Annotated in this window: 10 protein-coding genes; all 10 read left to right on the top strand. The window is 52.6% G+C overall.

Annotation, left to right across the window (positions count from 1 at the left end):
* Nucleotides 1–8 precede the first annotated feature (8 nt).
* The 10 genes from IEW11_RS22165 to IEW11_RS22120 all read left to right on the top strand — a co-directional run bounded on the left by IEW11_RS22165 (nt 9) and on the right by IEW11_RS22120 (nt 17,015).
* The gene (locus IEW11_RS22165; RefSeq protein ID WP_188533272.1) at nt 9–2,003 is read left to right on the top strand and encodes a YjhG/YagF family D-xylonate dehydratase; all 1,995 of its coding nucleotides are present in this window, start codon (nt 9–11) and stop codon (nt 2,001–2,003) included.
* A 195-nt stretch (nt 2,004–2,198) separates the two neighbouring features.
* Nucleotides 2,199–3,929 carry a sensor histidine kinase gene (locus tag IEW11_RS22160; RefSeq protein ID WP_188533271.1) on the top strand — a complete coding sequence of 577 codons (1,731 nt, stop codon included), beginning with the start codon at nt 2,199–2,201 and terminating at the stop codon, nt 3,927–3,929.
* Between the two features lies 1 nt (nt 3,930).
* A complete protein-coding gene (locus IEW11_RS22155) occupies nt 3,931–5,505 on the top strand; it encodes a response regulator (RefSeq protein WP_188533270.1) in 1,575 nt (524 codons plus the stop codon).
* Between the two features lie 239 nt (nt 5,506–5,744).
* Nucleotides 5,745–6,665, top strand: a complete 921-nt coding sequence (locus IEW11_RS22150; protein WP_188533269.1) for an ABC transporter permease — start codon at nt 5,745–5,747, stop codon at nt 6,663–6,665.
* Nucleotides 6,666–6,719: 54 nt separating this feature from the next.
* Entirely contained in the window at nt 6,720–7,613 is an 894-nt protein-coding gene (locus IEW11_RS22145; RefSeq protein ID WP_229725586.1) for a carbohydrate ABC transporter permease, read from the top strand.
* A 63-nt stretch (nt 7,614–7,676) separates the two neighbouring features.
* Nucleotides 7,677–9,239 (top strand): extracellular solute-binding protein, encoded by a 1,563-nt coding sequence (locus IEW11_RS22140; RefSeq protein ID WP_188533267.1) that lies wholly within the window; start codon nt 7,677–7,679, stop codon nt 9,237–9,239.
* Nucleotides 9,240–9,306: 67 nt separating this feature from the next.
* Nucleotides 9,307–11,370: a beta-galactosidase gene (locus IEW11_RS22135; RefSeq protein ID WP_188533266.1), complete on the top strand. Its 2,064-nt coding sequence runs from the start codon at nt 9,307–9,309 to the stop codon at nt 11,368–11,370.
* 69 nt (nt 11,371–11,439) lie between these two features.
* Complete coding sequence (locus IEW11_RS22130) at nt 11,440–12,492, top strand: glycoside hydrolase family 53 protein (protein ID WP_188533265.1); 1,053 nt, start codon at nt 11,440–11,442, stop codon at nt 12,490–12,492.
* Between the two features lie 207 nt (nt 12,493–12,699).
* Nucleotides 12,700–16,149 carry a glycosyl hydrolase 53 family protein gene (locus IEW11_RS22125; RefSeq protein ID WP_188533264.1) on the top strand — a complete coding sequence of 1,150 codons (3,450 nt, stop codon included), beginning with the start codon at nt 12,700–12,702 and terminating at the stop codon, nt 16,147–16,149.
* 134 nt (nt 16,150–16,283) lie between these two features.
* The gene (locus IEW11_RS22120) at nt 16,284–17,015 is read left to right on the top strand and encodes a transglutaminase domain-containing protein (protein WP_188533263.1); all 732 of its coding nucleotides are present in this window, start codon (nt 16,284–16,286) and stop codon (nt 17,013–17,015) included.
* The last annotated feature ends 192 nt before the right edge of the window (nt 17,016–17,207 follow it).

Genomic DNA, 17,207 nt, shown 5'->3' with positions numbered 1-17,207 from the left:
TGAACGGCATGGATCCAAGCTTTGAGAAGATAATGGGCGGCAGTTCAGAGGCAAGGGATTTCAACGTGATTACCCATGCTGCGGGTCCGGAGGGCAAGCTTCCCTTGACACCGGATATGCTCCGAAATGCGCCCAGCGGCGATCTGTTCGGATGGTCGCAGAATGTGGGAATGGGCTGGAGCCCCTCAAGACTGCTGGGCAAGCAGGTTCTCATATTGGGCACGCAGGGCGGTATCCGCAATGAGGACGGTACGCCTGCCGCACTCGGTTATCACACGGGACACTGGGAGGTCGGCCTGCTCATGAAGGAGGCGGCGGAGGAAATATCGCATGCGGGAGGCATTCCGTTTGCCGGCTATGTCAGCGACCCGTGCGACGGACGCTCCCAAGGCACCTCCGGCATGTTCGACTCGCTGCCTTACCGGAATGACGCGGCGATGGTGATGCGCAGGCTGATTCGTTCCCTGCCGACCCGTTCCGCGGTGATCGGGGTGGCCACCTGCGACAAAGGCATGCCGGCGATGATGATCGCCCTTGCAAGCATGCGCAGGCTGCCGGTTGTGATCGTGCCGGGCGGGGTGACGCTTCCGCCGACGAATGGCGAGGACGCGGGGAAGATCCAGACGATTGGCGCAAGGTATGCCAATGGGGAGCTGTCGCTCGAAGAGGCGGCCGATCTGGGCTGCCGGGCATGCGCCACGCCGGGAGGAGGGTGCCAGTTTCTCGGAACGGCAGGCACGGCCCAGGTGGTGGCGGAGGCGCTTGGGCTTACGGTGCCGCACGCGGCGCTGGCGCCTTCCGGCCAACCGGTTTGGGCGGAAATGGCGCGGCAATCGGCGCGGGCGGCGCTGCACATGGCCGAGCAGGGGATTGCGGCGGGCAGCATCATGACCGACGCGGCCATCGGCAATGCGATGGCGGTATATGCAGCATTTGGCGGTTCGACGAATCTGCTGCTTCACATCCCGGCCATCGCCCATGCCGCAGGTCTGCGCGTGCCGGATGTCTCCGACTGGGCGGAAGTGAACCGCAGCGTTCCCCGTCTTGTCAGCGTGCTGCCCAACGGGCCGATCTATCATCCGACCGTAAGGGTGTTTTTGGCCGGCGGCGTACCTGAAGTGATGCTTCATCTGAGAAAGCTCGGTGTTGTTGAGGAGCGCGCGCTGACGGTTACCGGACAGACGGTTGGCAGCGTATTGGACTGGTGGGAATCATCGGAGCGCCGTCACCGGATGAGAGCCTATCTGCGGAATGAGGAAAATATTGATCCGGATACGGTTATTTTCTCTCCTCCGGCGGCCAGGGCAGCAGGATTAACCTCGACAATCACATTTCCGACCGGAAACATTGCCCCGGAAGGCTCCGTCATTAAATCGACGGCGATCGATAAGGCGATGCTGGACGCTGAAGGCGTCTACAGGCATATCGGCCGGGCAAAGGTATTCACAACGGAGCGGGCGGCGATCCACGCCATTAAAAACGGTGGAATCGCGGCAGGGGATGTTATGGTATTAATCGGCAGAGGTCCTTCCGGAACAGGGATGGAAGAAACGTATCAGCTGACTTCCGCGTTGAAGCATTTGTCGTTTGGCAAGGAGGTTTCGCTCCTTACTGATGCCAGATTCTCGGGCGTATCAACCGGCGCTTGCATCGGCCATATCGGGCCGGAGGCGCTTGCCGGCGGTCCGGTCGGAAAGCTCCGCGACGGCGATTGGATTGATATCCGGATCGACGGCAGACGCCTGGAAGGGGAGATTAATATGGTCGGGATCGGCGAGACGCCTGCCGGACCGGAGGTCGGGACGGCTATCCTGGCGGCTCGCACTTCGCATCCCGATCTGGCAGAGGACCCGGAGCTGCCGGATGACACCCGGTTATGGGCGGCTTTGCAGGCGGCCAGCGGAGGCACCTGGAAGGGCTGCGTCTATGATGTGGACCGGATTGTTAGCGTGCTGGAAGCGGGCATGAAAGCGCTGCGGGAAGGCGGGCAGATTCCAGAATAGCGGCACGAGCGCAACGCATGCAATGCCATAGGGGAACATCCAATCAGGAAACAGAAAACCTTGCGGAAGCAAGGTTTTTGTGCTTGCAGAAATATAGGAACGAATGATTGATCCTGCGTTTCACGAGAATACGGTTTATTTCTATCGATAAGAAAGGTAAGATGGACATAGAATTCGACATGAGGATGTTCGTCTATGAAAACTTACTTTCCGTTTACTTACAAAATGATGGTTCCCTATCTGATACTCGTGCTGATAACCGATATCGTGATCGGCTACATCTCCTATACGATGCTTATTCAATCGCGGACGGAGATGGCGGAGACGAACATCCGGACTGCGATGGAGCAGACCAGAGACAACATTCAATACCAAATGGATGAAATCACCCGGATGTCCGATACGCTGTTCGGCAGCCTGTCTTTTCAGCGCGCGCTGCAGAAGAAGGGAGAGCCGCTGGAAATATATCTGACGATGATGGACGATATCGTGCCTCAAATCCAAGCGCCGCTTCAATTGTTCGGCAATAATATCCGGCTGATCCTGTATACCTTGAACGGAGATCTTAATTTTGTTGAAGGTGACAATATGTCGGAGCGGATTAAGGAGAGCGATTACTATATTCTTTCCTTTCATGAAATTAAGGACACCGACTGGATGCGGAACATTACAGGAAATGGGCTGGATAATGTGTGGCTGCAGGTCGATACCGACCGCGAGCTGTCGAATATCTCCCATTTTCGCAAGCTGGTATCCTATAGCGATTATCAGACCGTCATCGGTTACGTCAGAATAGCGGCAAACCTGGAGGATCTGCTTGGCAATTTCGCGGCCTATCCGGTTGAGGAAGGCATCACTTTAAGGCTGATCGACCAGAAGACGGGAGCCAATCTCTATCAGCGCGGCCCTGCCGGCCAGGAATCGGGCCAAAGTGCTTCCCTTCGGTTAACGGAGCAGATTCCAGACAGCGATTATGTCATTGAGACGCTTGTCCCGTATTCTTACCTGAACAAAGATGCGGCTGCGCTGCAGCAAGTCATCATTATGGTTTGTACCGTCAGCTTTCTGGTCATGGCTGTGATCGGATTTATCGTTGCGCGTCTGTCGGGACGGAAGATGAAACGGATCGTTACCTTGGTCCGCTCATTTCAGGAGGGTAACTTCCAGAAGAGAATCCGCTTCTCGGGCAATGATGAATTCGTGCAGATTGCCGAAGCCTTTAACAATATGGCCGCCAATATTCAGGAGCTGATCAACAGCGTTTATGTGCAGGGCATTCAGAAAAAGCAGGCTGAGCTCGAGGCGCTGCAGGCCCAGATCAATCCCCATTTTTTGTATAATACGCTCTCTACGATCAGCAGTCTGGCCAATCTGGGCGAAACGAAGAAGGTAACGGAGATGGTGCGGGGGCTGTCCAAGTTTTACAGACTGTCGCTCAATCAAGGCCAAGTGTATATTCCGCTTGAGAAGGAGCTCGAGCAGGTAGGCACGTATCTTGATATTCAGCGGGTGAAATACGCGGATGCTTTTACAGTACAATACGATGTAGAACAAGATATCATGGATGCCCCTGTGATCAAATTAATTCTGCAGCCGTTTGTTGAGAATATATTCAAGCACGCTTGGTTCGGGGACACGATTGCGATCCGCATAACCGGCATACGGCTGGGGGACCGGATCGAGCTCAAGGTGATTGATAACGGGATCGGCATGAAGCCGGAGACGGTAAGCCGGATGCTCTCCCATGCCGGCGATTCGGACGGCTATGGACTGAAGAATGTGGAAGAACGCATTAAGCTGAGATACGGAGACGAATACGGCATTCATATCGCCAGCATTTACGGAGGAGGGACGACGGTCCAGATCCTTCTTCCAATGGACGGTGCGAGCGGGCAGGATGATCATGGACCGGAAGGGAGTTTCTAACATGAACAGCATAAATGTTCTGTTGGTGGATGATGAGGCGATTGATCTGGAATGGCTAAGGCGCAGGGTAGCAGGCTTTGACCTGCCGCTGAGCCTTGCCGGCACGGCCAATAACGGATTCAATGCGCTAAAGCTGATGGAAGAGTCGCAGATCGATATCGTGCTCTCGGATATCCGCATGCCGATCATGACGGGCATCGAATTCGCGCGCAAAGCGAAGGAGATCAACCCGTTAGTCAAAATTGTATTCATCAGCGGACATGAGGATTTCAGTTATGCAAAGGAAGCAATTAAAATCAATGCCTACGGCTATCTGTTGAAGCCGGTCGAAGACAACGAGCTGTTCGATATGCTTGCAGCGTTATGCGCAAAGGTGGAGCAGGAGAGGGAACAAGATCGTACTGTCTCCGAGGCCTTGACGTTAGTTAACCAGGAGCTGCTGCTGCGTTGGTTCAATGAACACGCCCCGGGCCCGGTCGAGCAGCATATCCGGGATTTTCTGCAGCCTTTACTGGGCAGGGGAACCGCCGTCGCGCTGATTGAAACCGACGATCTGGAGTGGAAGACGCGTGAATTGCCGGAAGAAGAGCGGCGGGCTGTCATCTCGAATATGGAGCAATTCACCCGCAATTATGTGGAGGAGCGGCAGTTGGGAACCTTTATTGCCAGCCATCACTCGCGGTATGTAGTGCTTGCTGCTCTGCAGGAGGATCGGTTCACGGCGATGCTTGAGGAGTTGATTCAAACGGTTCGTCAATCCTGCCCGCTCACGATCACGATCGGAATCGGCAGATATGCAAGGGGAACAGACCAGCTCCATGAATCGTATCGCCAGGCCCAAGCAGCGCTAAGCGTCAAATGGCTGCTCGGCAAAAACAGGCTTATTCAAGAGCCTTCCAAGTCGACATCCCAAGGCACGCCGGCAGCCAATCTGGAGCCCGTCGTGGACCGCATGTTACAGGCGATACTGGAATATGACCTGGTTGCGATCGACGACTGCCTGCTGCTGCTTTTCGGCGGGGAGGTACCATTATCCCAAAAATCGGACGTGTACGACTTGATTATTCGCATGACTTCGAAGCTGCATGCGGATCTGCAGCAAATGAACGAGAATTTGTACGAGCTGCTCAAGTGGGAGTCGCATCAACCGGTTATTTTGTTCCAGTTCGAAACGGTGCATGATATCTTGTCATGGCTTAGAAGACGGTTCTTCGAGCTTTCCGAGCTGTTGTACATGAAGAGGCAAAAGCAAAAACGGAAGCTGATTGAGGAGATTATGCTGTACGTGGAAAGCAACTTAGAACATAAGCTGACTCTGAAAGAGGTTGCGGCTCACTTCGATTTCACGCCCAATTATCTCGGCCATCTGTTCAAAGAGGAGACCGACATGCTGTTCAGCGATTTCCTGCATGAGAAGCGGATCAATCATGTATGCCGGCTTCTGAAAGACCCAACGATGAAAATTTATGAGATCGCCGAACGCTGCGGGTACAAGAATATCATTTACTTCAACCGCCAGTTCAAGCAGTCGACGGGCATGACACCGGGGGAGTACAGGAAGAAGCACAAAATTTAACTCGCAAAATAACATACAGCACAACAAGCACAACAAGCACTGCCTTACGGCTGGCTCTGGTCCCGACGCGGACCGGGGCTTTTTTTGTGATCATTTCGCCTGCACGAAGTGAAATTTATATGCGTTATTCAACAAATCGTAGAATGTGTATTATTTTTAGTTGCTTCCCTGAATCCAACCGCATTGCCGCAGCGGCTATAATGAAAACATGATAAGACAACAAAGAGAGGAGCTCACAGATGAACCGACACGGTTTTTGGGGCGAAGTCGTAAAACATAAAACATTACTGTTGATGTTAACGCCTGCCGTATTGTTTTTTCTCCTGTTCGCTTATATACCGATGACCGGTATCGTCCTTGCTTTCAAACAGTTCAATTATGCCGGCGGCGTCTTCGGAAGCCCTTGGAACGGACTTGACAACTTTCGTTTTTTCTTTGACTCCGGAGATGCATGGCGGGTAACGAGAAACACCGCACTGTACAATATCGCGTTTATCATTGTGAATAACGTGCTTCAGATTGCCGCTGCGATCCTGCTGTTTGAAGTGGCGGGCAAATGGTTCCGCAAAATTACGCAGACAGCCCTGTTCCTGCCTTACTTTATTTCATGGGTTGTGGTCGGAGCCATCGCCTATAACTTGTTCAACTACGATGTGGGAACGATCAATGTCTTCCTGAGGGCTGTCGGTATGGAACCGATCGATATCTACAACACGGCGGCATACTGGCCTTTGATTCTGGTCATCATCTCGGCTTGGAAGGCGATTGGTTACGGAACGATCATGTATCTGGCCGCCATCACGAGCATTGATACGGAAATGTACGAAGCAGCCGAGATTGACGGTGCGAATGTGTTTCAACGCATCTTCAAAATTACGATTCCGAATTTGTACCCGACGTTAATTATTCTGATCCTGCTGGCCATAGGCAACATATTCCGCGGAGACTTTGGAATGTTCTACAACATGGTCGGCAATAACGGTATCCTGTTCTCTACCACCGATGTCATCGACACCTATGTGTTCCGCTCACTCATTACATCGAATGAAATCGGGATGTCGGCCGCCGCTGGCTTCTATCAGTCCGTTCTTGGGTTTGCGACCATTATGTTGGCAAACTGGGCGGTGCGCAAATACGACAAAGACCGTGCTTTGTTCTAAACAAACGGAGGGAATGCAATGCGAACAACCGGTATAAACACCAGCAACGTTACGATGACAACAAGAAAAAGGCAGTCAGACCGCCAATTGCTGGCCGTCATCGGATATATTTTTCTTATGATTTTAGCCGTCTTCTGTATCTTCCCGTTTCTTCTCATCCTCTCGTCGTCACTGACGGAGGAAAGCAAAATCATTGAAGACGGATTCCAATTAATCCCTACGGCATTCTCGCTTGAGGCGTATCGCATCCTGTTCGAATTTCCGGATCAGATGATGAAGGCCTATGGCGTAACGATCGCCGTAACCGTTCTCGGCACATTGCTCGGGCTGTTCATGACGGCGATGACATCCTATGTGCTGGCACGAAAAGATTTCAAGTGGCGCAATCATTTTTCGTTCTTCTTCTTCTTCACTACGCTGTTCAGCGGCGGCCTTGTCCCTTGGTATCTGCTGATTGTTAATTATCTGGATTTGAAGGATACGCTGCTTGTTTTAATTCTTCCGATGCTGTTCAACGTGTTCTATATTATCGTCATGAAGTCGTTCATGAGCAGCATTCCGGAAGCGATCACAGAGTCGGCGAAGATCGACGGCGCCGGAGATTTCCGTATTTTTCTTCAACTGATCATCCCGCTCTCCAAGCCGGCGCTGGCGACCATCGGTTTGTTCATCGCCCTTGGCTATTGGAATGACTGGTATAACGCGCTGTTGTTTATCTCCAATGACAATCTGATGCCGCTTCAATATTATCTGTATAAAATGCTCGGCAATATGGACGGCATCCGCAGAGCGATGCTCGGCTCGGGTGCAGTCGTGACAACGAGCATTCCGACCGAAAGCCTGAAGATGGCCATGACGATCGTGGCAACCGGCCCGATTCTGATCGCCTACCCGTTCATCCAACGGTATTTTGTACAGGGCTTGACGATTGGCGCAGTAAAAGGATGATCTCAGGGAAACCTGGTTATCAATATTCAAAAAAACACTTCATTATTAGGGGGAAATTCAGCCATGCAACACAAGAAAAGATATGCGACGTTAGTATTGACGATCTTCATGGCGCTGGCGCTTATTGTTTCCGCATGCGGAAACAATGCGAACAACGGAGCAGCCGTAGACAACGGGTCGCAATCCGGTGCAGACGCAGGAGCGAACAATGGCGGAACGTCGGAGGAATTGACGCTGAAGCTGCTCATGGTCGGTGCAAAGCCTGTTGATTATGACGTGGTATTCACAGAGCTGAATAACAAGCTGAAGGAAAAAATCAATGCAACCGTAGAAGTGGAGTTTCTGGACTGGTCCGACTGGACGCAAAAATATCCGTTGAAATTCGCTGCAAACGAAGATTTTGACATCGCTTATACAGCGAACTGGGCGTTCTATAACGACCAGGCCTTGAAGGGCGGTTTCCTGGAATTGACCGAGGATATGCTGTCCACCAATATGCCGCAAACCTGGGCAGCGATGCCGAAGGTAGCTTGGGAACAGGCAAAAGTAGACGGCAAGCTGTATATGGTGCCTCATAACAATACCGAAGTGACGGACAAAGTCGTTCTGATCCGTGAAGACCTGCGCCAAAAGCACAATCTTGAGCCGGTGAACAGCCCGGAAAGCTTTGCGAATTATGTGAAGGCGATTGCTGCGAATGAGAAGGGCGTTACCGCTTATGGCGCGAAAGCCGCTGACGGCTGGAAATGGCATGAGCTGGACCAAATTTTGCTCGAGCAGCAGAATGAATGGAATCTGGTGGACTACAATGTACCGTTAGCATACAAGCTGGATGATGCTTCAGGCCAGCTCTTCAACGTATACGATACGCCGGAATTCAAATCGCTGTTGACTTACTACAAAGATCTGGCGGATAACGGCGCTTGGTCGAAAAACGTTGTCAGCAACAAAAATGACGTATGGCAGGATATTAAAGCAGGCAAAGTGGCTTCCTACGCGCAAAACCTGGGTACCGTTGCGGCAAATGTAGCCGAAGCACGCAGAGATACGCCGGATCTGGAAATGGCAATTGCGGATCTTACGCCGGACAAAAAGAAAATCGGCGCGATCTCAACCCAGAACGGCATGGCGATCCATGCAACATCCAAGAAGGTGGAGCGCTCGCTCATGTTCATCGATCTGATGCAAAACGATAAAGAGCTGCATGATCTTGTCATGTACGGCATTGCAGGCACGCACTATGAGCCTGTAGGCGATGACAAGTTCAATGCAGGGCCAAGCGCTGCGAACTATACCGGATTCTCGAACTGGGGTTTTAACTCCCCGCTGAACCGTACGGATGCCTCTTATCCGCAGGAAGCGATCGACATGTCCGCTGAGTGGGAATCCAAGCTGCACCACTTCCCGCTGGAAACCTTTGTATTCGATGATTCCAAGGTGAAGAACCAGGTGGCGAGCGTAGGAAATGTGATGCTCCGCTATGCAATCCCGCTGGAATACGGTTTGATCCCGGACATCGACAAAGGGCAGGCCGAGCTGTTGAAGCAGCTGGAAGCGGCTGGCATCAATGAGATTCAGCAAGAGCTGCAAAGCCAGATCGACGCTTTCCTGGCTAACCAACAATAATCAATAAAGAGCAGGAGGAGACAAGTGTCCCCTCCTTTCTTTATCACGACAAAGGAGATCGAGAGAGATGGAGAAAAAGGTTCCGCCAATCAGCAGCAAGCTGCCCGTGTTCATGCACGGCGCCGATTATAATCCGGATCAATGGCTGCACGACCCGAAGGTGTTCGAAGAAGATATTCGATTAATGAAATTGGCCCATTGTAATGTCATGGCGGTAGGCATTTTCTCTTGGGCGACCTTGGAGCCTGCAGAAGGGGAATTCAATTTCGAATGGCTTGATCATGTATTAGACACGTTTGCCGGGAACGGGCTATATGCCTGGCTGGCTACGCCTAGCGGAGCACGGCCGGCATGGATGTCGCAGAAGTACCCGGAAGTCCTGCGCGTTCAGGCCAACCGCACACGCAATCTTCACGGCTTCCGCCACAACCACTGTTTCACCTCGCCGGTGTACCGCGAGAAGGTCGCGATCATGAACAGCAAGCTGGCTGAGCGCTATGCTTCGCATCCAGCCGTTGTCGGCTGGCATATTTCCAACGAGTTCGGCGGCGACTGCCACTGCGATTATTGCCAGGATGCTTTCCGGGCGTGGGTAAAACGCAAATACGGCACCTTGGAAGCGTTGAACCGCGCATGGTGGACAACGTTCTGGAGCCACACCTATACGGATTGGTCGCAAGTGGAGTCGCCTGCCCCGCACGGCGAGACGCAGGTTCACGGACAAAACCTGGATTGGAAGCGTTTTGTAACCGACCAGACGATCGACTTCTATAAGCATGAGATCGCTCCGCTCAAGGCGGCTAATGCAGATCTTCCATGCACGACAAATATGATGGATCTGTTCTATGATCTGGATTACCGCAAATTCGCGGAGGTGCTGGATGTGATCTCGTGGGATGCGTATCCGACATGGCATGAAGCAGCTTCGGAAGGCAATATTGCCTCCTGGTTCGCGTTCAATCACGACTTGTTCCGCACGCTGAAGCAGAAGCCTTTCATGCTGATGGAGAGCACGCCGAGCCTGACGAATTGGCAGCCGGTCAGCAAGCTGAAGCGGCCTGGCATGCACCGCTTGTCCTCGCTGCAGGCGGTGGCGCACGGATCGGATACGGTGCAGTATTTCCAATGGCGCAAGAGCCGGGGCTCCAGCGAGAAATTTCATGGAGCGGTTGTCGACCATGTAGGCCATGAGCATACACGGGTGTTCAAGGACGTGTCGTCGCTGGGCGAAACGCTGGCCGGATTGACGGAAGTCATCGGGACAACAGTGCCTGCCGAAGCGGCTATCTTGTTCGACTGGGACAACCGGTGGGCGGTAAATGATGCCCAAGGTCCGCGCAACGGCGGCATCCATTATGAGAAGACAGTGGTGCAGCACTATCGCGCATTATGGGAGCAGGGCGTGCCGACCGATATTATCGGGTCGGAGGATGATCTGTCGAAGTATAAGCTGCTTCTTGTGCCGATGGCTTATCTGCTTAGGGAAGAGGCGGGAGCGCGCATCGAGCAGTTCGTCCGCGACGGCGGCACAGTGGCCGTGACCTATTGGTCAGGCGTCGTCAATGAGAACGACTTGTGTTACTTGAACGGATTCCCGGGGCCGCTTCGGAGCACGCTTGGCATCTGGGCGGAGGAGATTGAAGGGCTTCACGATCATGACCGCAACGGAATCGTGCTGCAGGCGGGCAATGCGCTCGGACTTGACGGCAGCTACCAGGTTCATGAGCTTTGTGAGCTGATTCATGCGGAAGGCGCTGACGTCCTTGCCGTGTACGAAGATGATTTTTATGCAGGCAGACCAGCCCTTACCGTACATGCGTTTGGCAAAGGCAAAGCTTACTATCTGGCCGCGCGCGTAAGTGACCCGGCGTTTTACGATGCCTTCTACGGCCGGTTGATTAAGGATGCCGGCGTTCGCCGCGCGATCGATGCCGAGCTTCCGGCAGGCGTCACGGCACAGCTTCGCAGCGACGGTGCGTCCGATTACGTCTTTATCCTGAATTTCTCCGGCGCGGCTTGCGAGATCGGGCTGAATCAGGCCGGTTATGTCGATGCGGAGACCGGGGAAACCGTGTCAGGCCGTGTCGAGCTTCAGCAGCACGGAGTCCGTATTTTGAAACGAAAAGTTTAATTCACTTCACAGGTAATTGGACGGCGGGCAATCGCCGTCCGATTGCTTGCATTTCAAGGAGGCCTCGTGATGGGAAAACCTTTTATTCATGGCATGGACATGTCCTTTCTGGATGAGATCGAGATGTCTGGCGGAACGTATGAGGACAACGGCGCAGCGGAGGATGTTTTAGTCATCCTGAAGCGCAGCGGAGTGAACGCGATCCGTCTTCGCATCTGGAATGAGCCGGCCGGAGGCTTTTGCAATCTGGAGAGGACCATTGTCATAGCAAAACGGATTAAAGCGCTCGATATGCATTTTTTGCTGGATTTTCACTATTCCGACAAGTGGGCCGACCCTGCGAACCAGTGGAAGCCGAAGGCTTGGGAGAGCCTCAGCTTCGAGGGGTTATGCGAAGCGGTCTATGACTACACAAAACATGTATTATCCGAGCTGCAGAAGCAGGGCGCTCTGCCGGACATGGTTCAGATCGGCAACGAGATTACGCCTGGCATGCTCTGGGACGAGGGCAAGGTTAGCGGGGAATTCGATACGGATGAGCAGTGGGAGAGGTTCACGACGCTGGTCAAGTCCGGTATCGCCGCAGCCAAAGCGGTTGATCCGTCGATCAACGTGATGATCCATATCGACCGGGGCGGAGACCTTGCGGCCAGCCATGCCTTTTTCGAAAGGTTCCAAAAGCATCAGGTTGAATTCGATACGATTGGACTATCCTTTTATCCGTGGTGGCACGGTACGCTTGAGGATCTTCGCATGAATCTGTTCACGCTTGCGCAGGTGTTCGATAAGGACATTAACGTGGTGGAAACAGCCTATCCATGGACGCTGGACACGACGGGCGGAAGGCAGTTCATCGTCGACAAGGAGGAACAGCTTCATGACGGTTACCCGGCGACGGTGGAGGGCCAAGGCAGTTATCTTCGCGATCTGATCGGGATCATCAAACAAACGCCGGAAGGCAGGGGCATCGGCTATTATTGGTGGGAGCCGGCCTGGATTCCATCAAAGGAAGAGTGGTCGGTGGGACATGCGAACAATTGGGCGAATCTGACGCTGTTCGATTTCTCAGGCCGTAAGCTGGAATCCATGGAGGCGCTTACCGGCTCACCGGATACCGAATAACAGCTAAAACAGGCCAATCAAATGAAGCTTTTTTGCGGAAGAATGACCGTGAAGAAGCTTTTTTTGTTAGGAAAGACTGCATTCCATAAATGGAAGAAGATGATATATCGTAGAAAGTGTATTCGTTTTAGTTGTTTGTCTCGATGTTCGGCAGTACGGCTGAGAACTACAATTAGGAATGAATAAAAAAATAGGGAGGAAAGGGAATTGAATCAAATAAGACGGAAATGGACGATTATTTTAGTGACAGTTACGTTAGCGCTTACATCGTTTGTTGGCGTAAACGTGCAGAGACCAGCCGCAGCTGCGGGGCAGTCAGATCCGAACGAATTTATTAAAGGCGTAGATATCTCGACGCTGCAAGCGCTGGAAGACAAAGGCATCAAATTCTATGACGGCGGCGGGCAGAAGGATCTGTTGGTCATTCTTAAGGAGCACGGCGTGAACTACGTCCGTCTTCGCGTATGGAATAACCCGATAGAAGCAGAAGGCTATAATGATAAGGCCCATACCGTGGCGATGGCACAGCGGGTAAAAGCGGCAGGCATGAAGCTGCTTGTCGACTTCCATTACTCCGACTTTTGGGCAGATCCGGGCAAGCAGGTGAAGCCTGCCGCATGGGCGGGTTTGGATTTTGCCGGATTAAAGCAGGCGGTCTATGACTACACGGCTGAAGTCATGAATGATCTGAAGGCGGTTAACGCTTATCCGGATATGGTCCAGATCGGGAACGAAATCAATAACGGGATGATCCATCCCGAGGGCTCCGCGAGCAGATTCGACAATTTGGCCGAGCTGTTGAAGCAGGGCGTCAAGGCGGTTCGAGACACGACACCGCAAGGCCATACGACGAAGATCATGCTTCATCTGGCAGAAGGGGGCAGCAATGATAAATTCCGCAGCTTCTTTGACAATGTTACGCAGCGGGGTGTCGATTACGATATTATCGGTTTGTCTTATTATCCGTATTGGCACGGCACGTTCCAGCAGTTAAAGACGAATATGAACGACATGGCAGCCCGCTACGGCAAGCAAATTGTCGTCGCCGAGACGGCCTATCCGTTCACCTACGAGAACGGAGACGACTTAGGCAATATCGCAGGGGAAGTGGAAACAAAGGTCGCAGGCTTTCCGGCTTCGGCAGCCAATCAGAAGCTGGTCACTCAAACCGTGATGAATACGGTATATCATGTCAATGATGGAAAAGGATTGGGTATCTTTTATTGGGAGCCGGCTTGGCTGCCGGGCGTAGGTTGGAAGCTTGGTGAAGGCAACGGCTGGGAAAATCAGGCGATGTTCGATTATCAGGGCAGAGCGCTTGACTCACTCCAAGTGTTTCAATATACACCGGGAAGCATCACCGAAACAGCCCCAATCATGGTGTACGCTTCGCAAAGTATCACAACGGTGAGAGGCGAAACGCCTCCGCTGCCTGATAAAGCCGACGTACTTTATAATGAAGGCACGGTCTCACCTGCTGACGTCACTTGGGACAGCATCCCAAGCGAGCAGTTGAATACGCCTGGCAAGTTCACAGTACAAGGTACAGTCGCGGGATTGAACCAAAAGGCATCCATCGAAATCACCGTGCTGGAAAATCCGAATCTGGTGAGCAATCCGGGCTATGAGAGCGGAGATCTGACCGGGTGGACGATGACGGGCACAACAACCGCCGGCAAAATCGATGAGAGCGCCGGCAATGCCCATTCCGGGAGCCATTCGTTTAACTATCACCATAATACCGACTATAGCTATAAACTATCCCAGACGATTACGGGCTTGAAGAACGGCACGTATCGGTTGAAGGCTTGGGCTTCCGGCGGCGGAGGCGAGACGAAGCTGAAGCTGTTCGCGGAAAATTACGGCGGTGCGGCATTGACCACTGATGCGGTGAATACGGGCTGGAACGTCTGGAAGCCGTATACGGTGGACAACATTCAGGTCACGAACGGCCAAGTGACAATCGGTTTTGATGTTGAGGCACCGGGAGAGGTGTGGGGCTTCTTCGATGATTTTGAGCTGATTGAAGCGCCTCCTGTTAATCAGGTCAAGAATCCGGGCTTCGAGAACGGAGATTTGACCGATTGGACGCTGACCGGAACGACGGATGCCGGCAAGGTCGAGAATAACGCCGGCAATTCATATGCGGGAAGCCACGCGTTTAACTACTGGTACGGCACGCCGTATGCCTATCAATTGACCCAGACGATTAACGGACTGGAGAACGGCACTTATGCGCTGAAAGCATGGGCCTCGGGCGGTGGAGGCGAAACGAAGCTGAAGCTGTTCGCGGAAACGATGGACGGCGCTGCGAAGGCGATGTTAAGCACGGATATCGTTAACACAGGCTGGAATGTGTGGAATGCGTACACCGTCGAAAACATCAAGGTAACGGATGGTCAAATGACGATCGGCTTCGATGTTGAGGCGCCGGGAGATGTCTGGGGTTATTTTGACCAAGTAGAGCTGATGTTGGTAGAGGCGGCACCTGCAGAACCCGCACCAAGCGAACCGGCGCCCAGCAATCCGGATCCGGTTCAATCGCCTGATCGCAAGGATACCAATCAGACGGTGACTGTCGGTCCGGAGCAGCTGAAGCATAATCAAGCCGGGAAGGCGACAGTGGAGCTGCCTCCAACGGCTTCTAAGGTTGAACTTCCATCGGAGCTTCTAAACCAGTTAAATGATGATCGGCTGGAGATCAAGACGGACAATCTGACTCTCGAGTTTCCATCCGGGCTCTTGAAGGACCTGCTGGGCGAATTGCCGGAAGGTGAAAAAGGTACGCTGGCGCTATCCTTCACTCCGATCGGGAAAGCAGAGGCGGAAACAGCTCTGTCAGGCAGAAATCCCGGTTTAACGGTTCAGATTGCCGGCCAGGCCTACGACTTTATTTTGGTTCTGCAAACCGAAGATGGGGAAGAAACAGGCATATCTCATTTCAGCCAGCCGATCACGATTCGTTTAAAGGCTGATCCTGCTGCGGACAGACGATTGACCGGCATCTATTATATTGCAAATGACGGCAGCATGGAGTATGCGGGAGGAAGCTGGACAGGCGGCGAGCTTACTGCGCAAATCGACCATTTCAGCATGTACGCCGTTCTCGAGGTGACGCCCCGGTTTGACGATGTAGAGGCTTCATTCTGGGCCCATGATGTCATACAGGAGCTTGCGGCGAAACAGATCATGGAAGGCACCGCTCCGGGCGCTTTCGAACCGCAGCGTTCAATTACGCGCGCTGAATTTACCGCACTGCTAGCTCGCGCGCTGGGGCTTCAAGCTAACGGGCAAATGCCATTCACCGATGTGCCTGTGGATGCATGGTATGCGGAGGCTGTGGCTGCCGTTTTCGAGGCTGGCATTGTAAAGGGCCGCAGCAGCGAATCCTTTGATCCGAACGCTGCGATTACACGCCAAGAGATGGCGGTCATGGCCATGACGGCGTATTCGATTACCAATGGGACAGCCGCAGCAGTGGACATCACGCTCCCATTTAAGGATATGGAAGAAGTGGACCAATGGGCAATTGACTCCGTCCGGTCCGCATTTGAGCTTGGCTTGATAAAAGGGCGGAAATCAGACTTGTTTGTCCCTCAGGCATGGATGAGCCGTGCCGAAGCAGGCCAAGTGATCCATCGCATTCTAAACCAATAGCACAAGAATAATAAAGTGGAAAAGGCCCATTTGTTTACCAGATGGGCCTCTTCCTCAACGACATGATAGAGTGAAAAGGTTTCTTTTTTTGGAAGATGTTGTTTATAATGAAAGAAAACCGAGGAGGTGCAGGGATGAAGAGAATGTTATTCAAATTATGTTTACTCTTATTCGTTATCATCGTCGGTTTAGGCAGCGAATTGAAGTTCATGCCTGTTATAGCAGACTCTTCCTCCATTTCATCTTTAGCGGAGTTAAAGACGCGGATCGCCTCCAATTTGCTCATACGGAACGAAGAATTCTCGGTGCAGTATTCAGGCGATAAAGACGAGCTGTCGGCCAGCCTTCCGGCTGTCATCATGGAAGCGTTGGAGACGGACGATTATACGGGATATATTGTTGACTCCTATTTCTATACCATCCAAACCTGGAGTTCCAATGCGAAGATCAAGCTTGAATTTGTATACAGGGAATCGCAGGAACAGACGGCATTTGTCGATCGAAGGGTTTCAGCAATATTAACAGATATTATTAAGAATGGAATGGATGACGATCAGATCGTCAAGCAAATCCATGATTGGATCATCTACAACGTAGCTTACGATCGGAGTTATCAACGGTATACGGCTTACGATGCATTGGACAGCGGGCTTGCGGTGTGCCAGGGCTATTCGCTGTTAGCGAACAAGATGCTGAATATGGCCGGCATTCCGAGCCGGATCGTAGAAGGGACAGTCGCCACCGGCGATCATGCATGGAATCTCGTGCAGGTTGACGGGGTTTGGTACCATATGGACGTGACCTGGAATGATCCTTTGCCGGACCGGGGCAGGAAAGCGGACTATACGTATTTTTTTTTTTATTGAGTGATGATCAGATGCGGGCGGACCATACATGGACGAAAAGTTATCCGGCCGCTGAGGCGGAGTACCTCCTATCGCCGCGAACCGAATAGTAATCATGCTGACTGCGCATAGATGTGCGGTCTTTTTTTGCATGGCGTGCCCAGCTAAGCACGCATTCTCTAGCCGGTGAAAGTCCGGTCACAGGAGGGGCCA

Origin of the sequence: Paenibacillus abyssi, from assembly GCF_014640295.1 — a bacterium.
In the GTDB taxonomy this organism is placed as follows: domain Bacteria; phylum Bacillota; class Bacilli; order Paenibacillales; family Paenibacillaceae; genus Paenibacillus_D; species Paenibacillus_D abyssi.
Note: the sequence above shows the minus strand (reverse complement) of the source record. Positions and strands in the feature narration are given on the sequence as shown.

Coding starts and splice junctions, on each gene's coding strand:
- IEW11_RS22160 (WP_188533271.1), top strand. CDS start 2,199: ATGAAAACTTACTTTCCGTTTACTTACAAAATGATGGTTCCCTATCTG.
- IEW11_RS22135 (WP_188533266.1), top strand. CDS start 9,307: ATGGAGAAAAAGGTTCCGCCAATCAGCAGCAAGCTGCCCGTGTTCATG.
- IEW11_RS22120 (WP_188533263.1), top strand. CDS start 16,284: ATGAAGAGAATGTTATTCAAATTATGTTTACTCTTATTCGTTATCATC.
- IEW11_RS22130 (WP_188533265.1), top strand. CDS start 11,440: ATGGGAAAACCTTTTATTCATGGCATGGACATGTCCTTTCTGGATGAG.
- IEW11_RS22145 (WP_229725586.1), top strand. CDS start 6,720: ATGACAACAAGAAAAAGGCAGTCAGACCGCCAATTGCTGGCCGTCATC.
- IEW11_RS22140 (WP_188533267.1), top strand. CDS start 7,677: ATGCAACACAAGAAAAGATATGCGACGTTAGTATTGACGATCTTCATG.
- IEW11_RS22165 (WP_188533272.1), top strand. CDS start 9: ATGGATCCAAGCTTTGAGAAGATAATGGGCGGCAGTTCAGAGGCAAGG.
- IEW11_RS22150 (WP_188533269.1), top strand. CDS start 5,745: ATGAACCGACACGGTTTTTGGGGCGAAGTCGTAAAACATAAAACATTA.
- IEW11_RS22155 (WP_188533270.1), top strand. CDS start 3,931: ATGAACAGCATAAATGTTCTGTTGGTGGATGATGAGGCGATTGATCTG.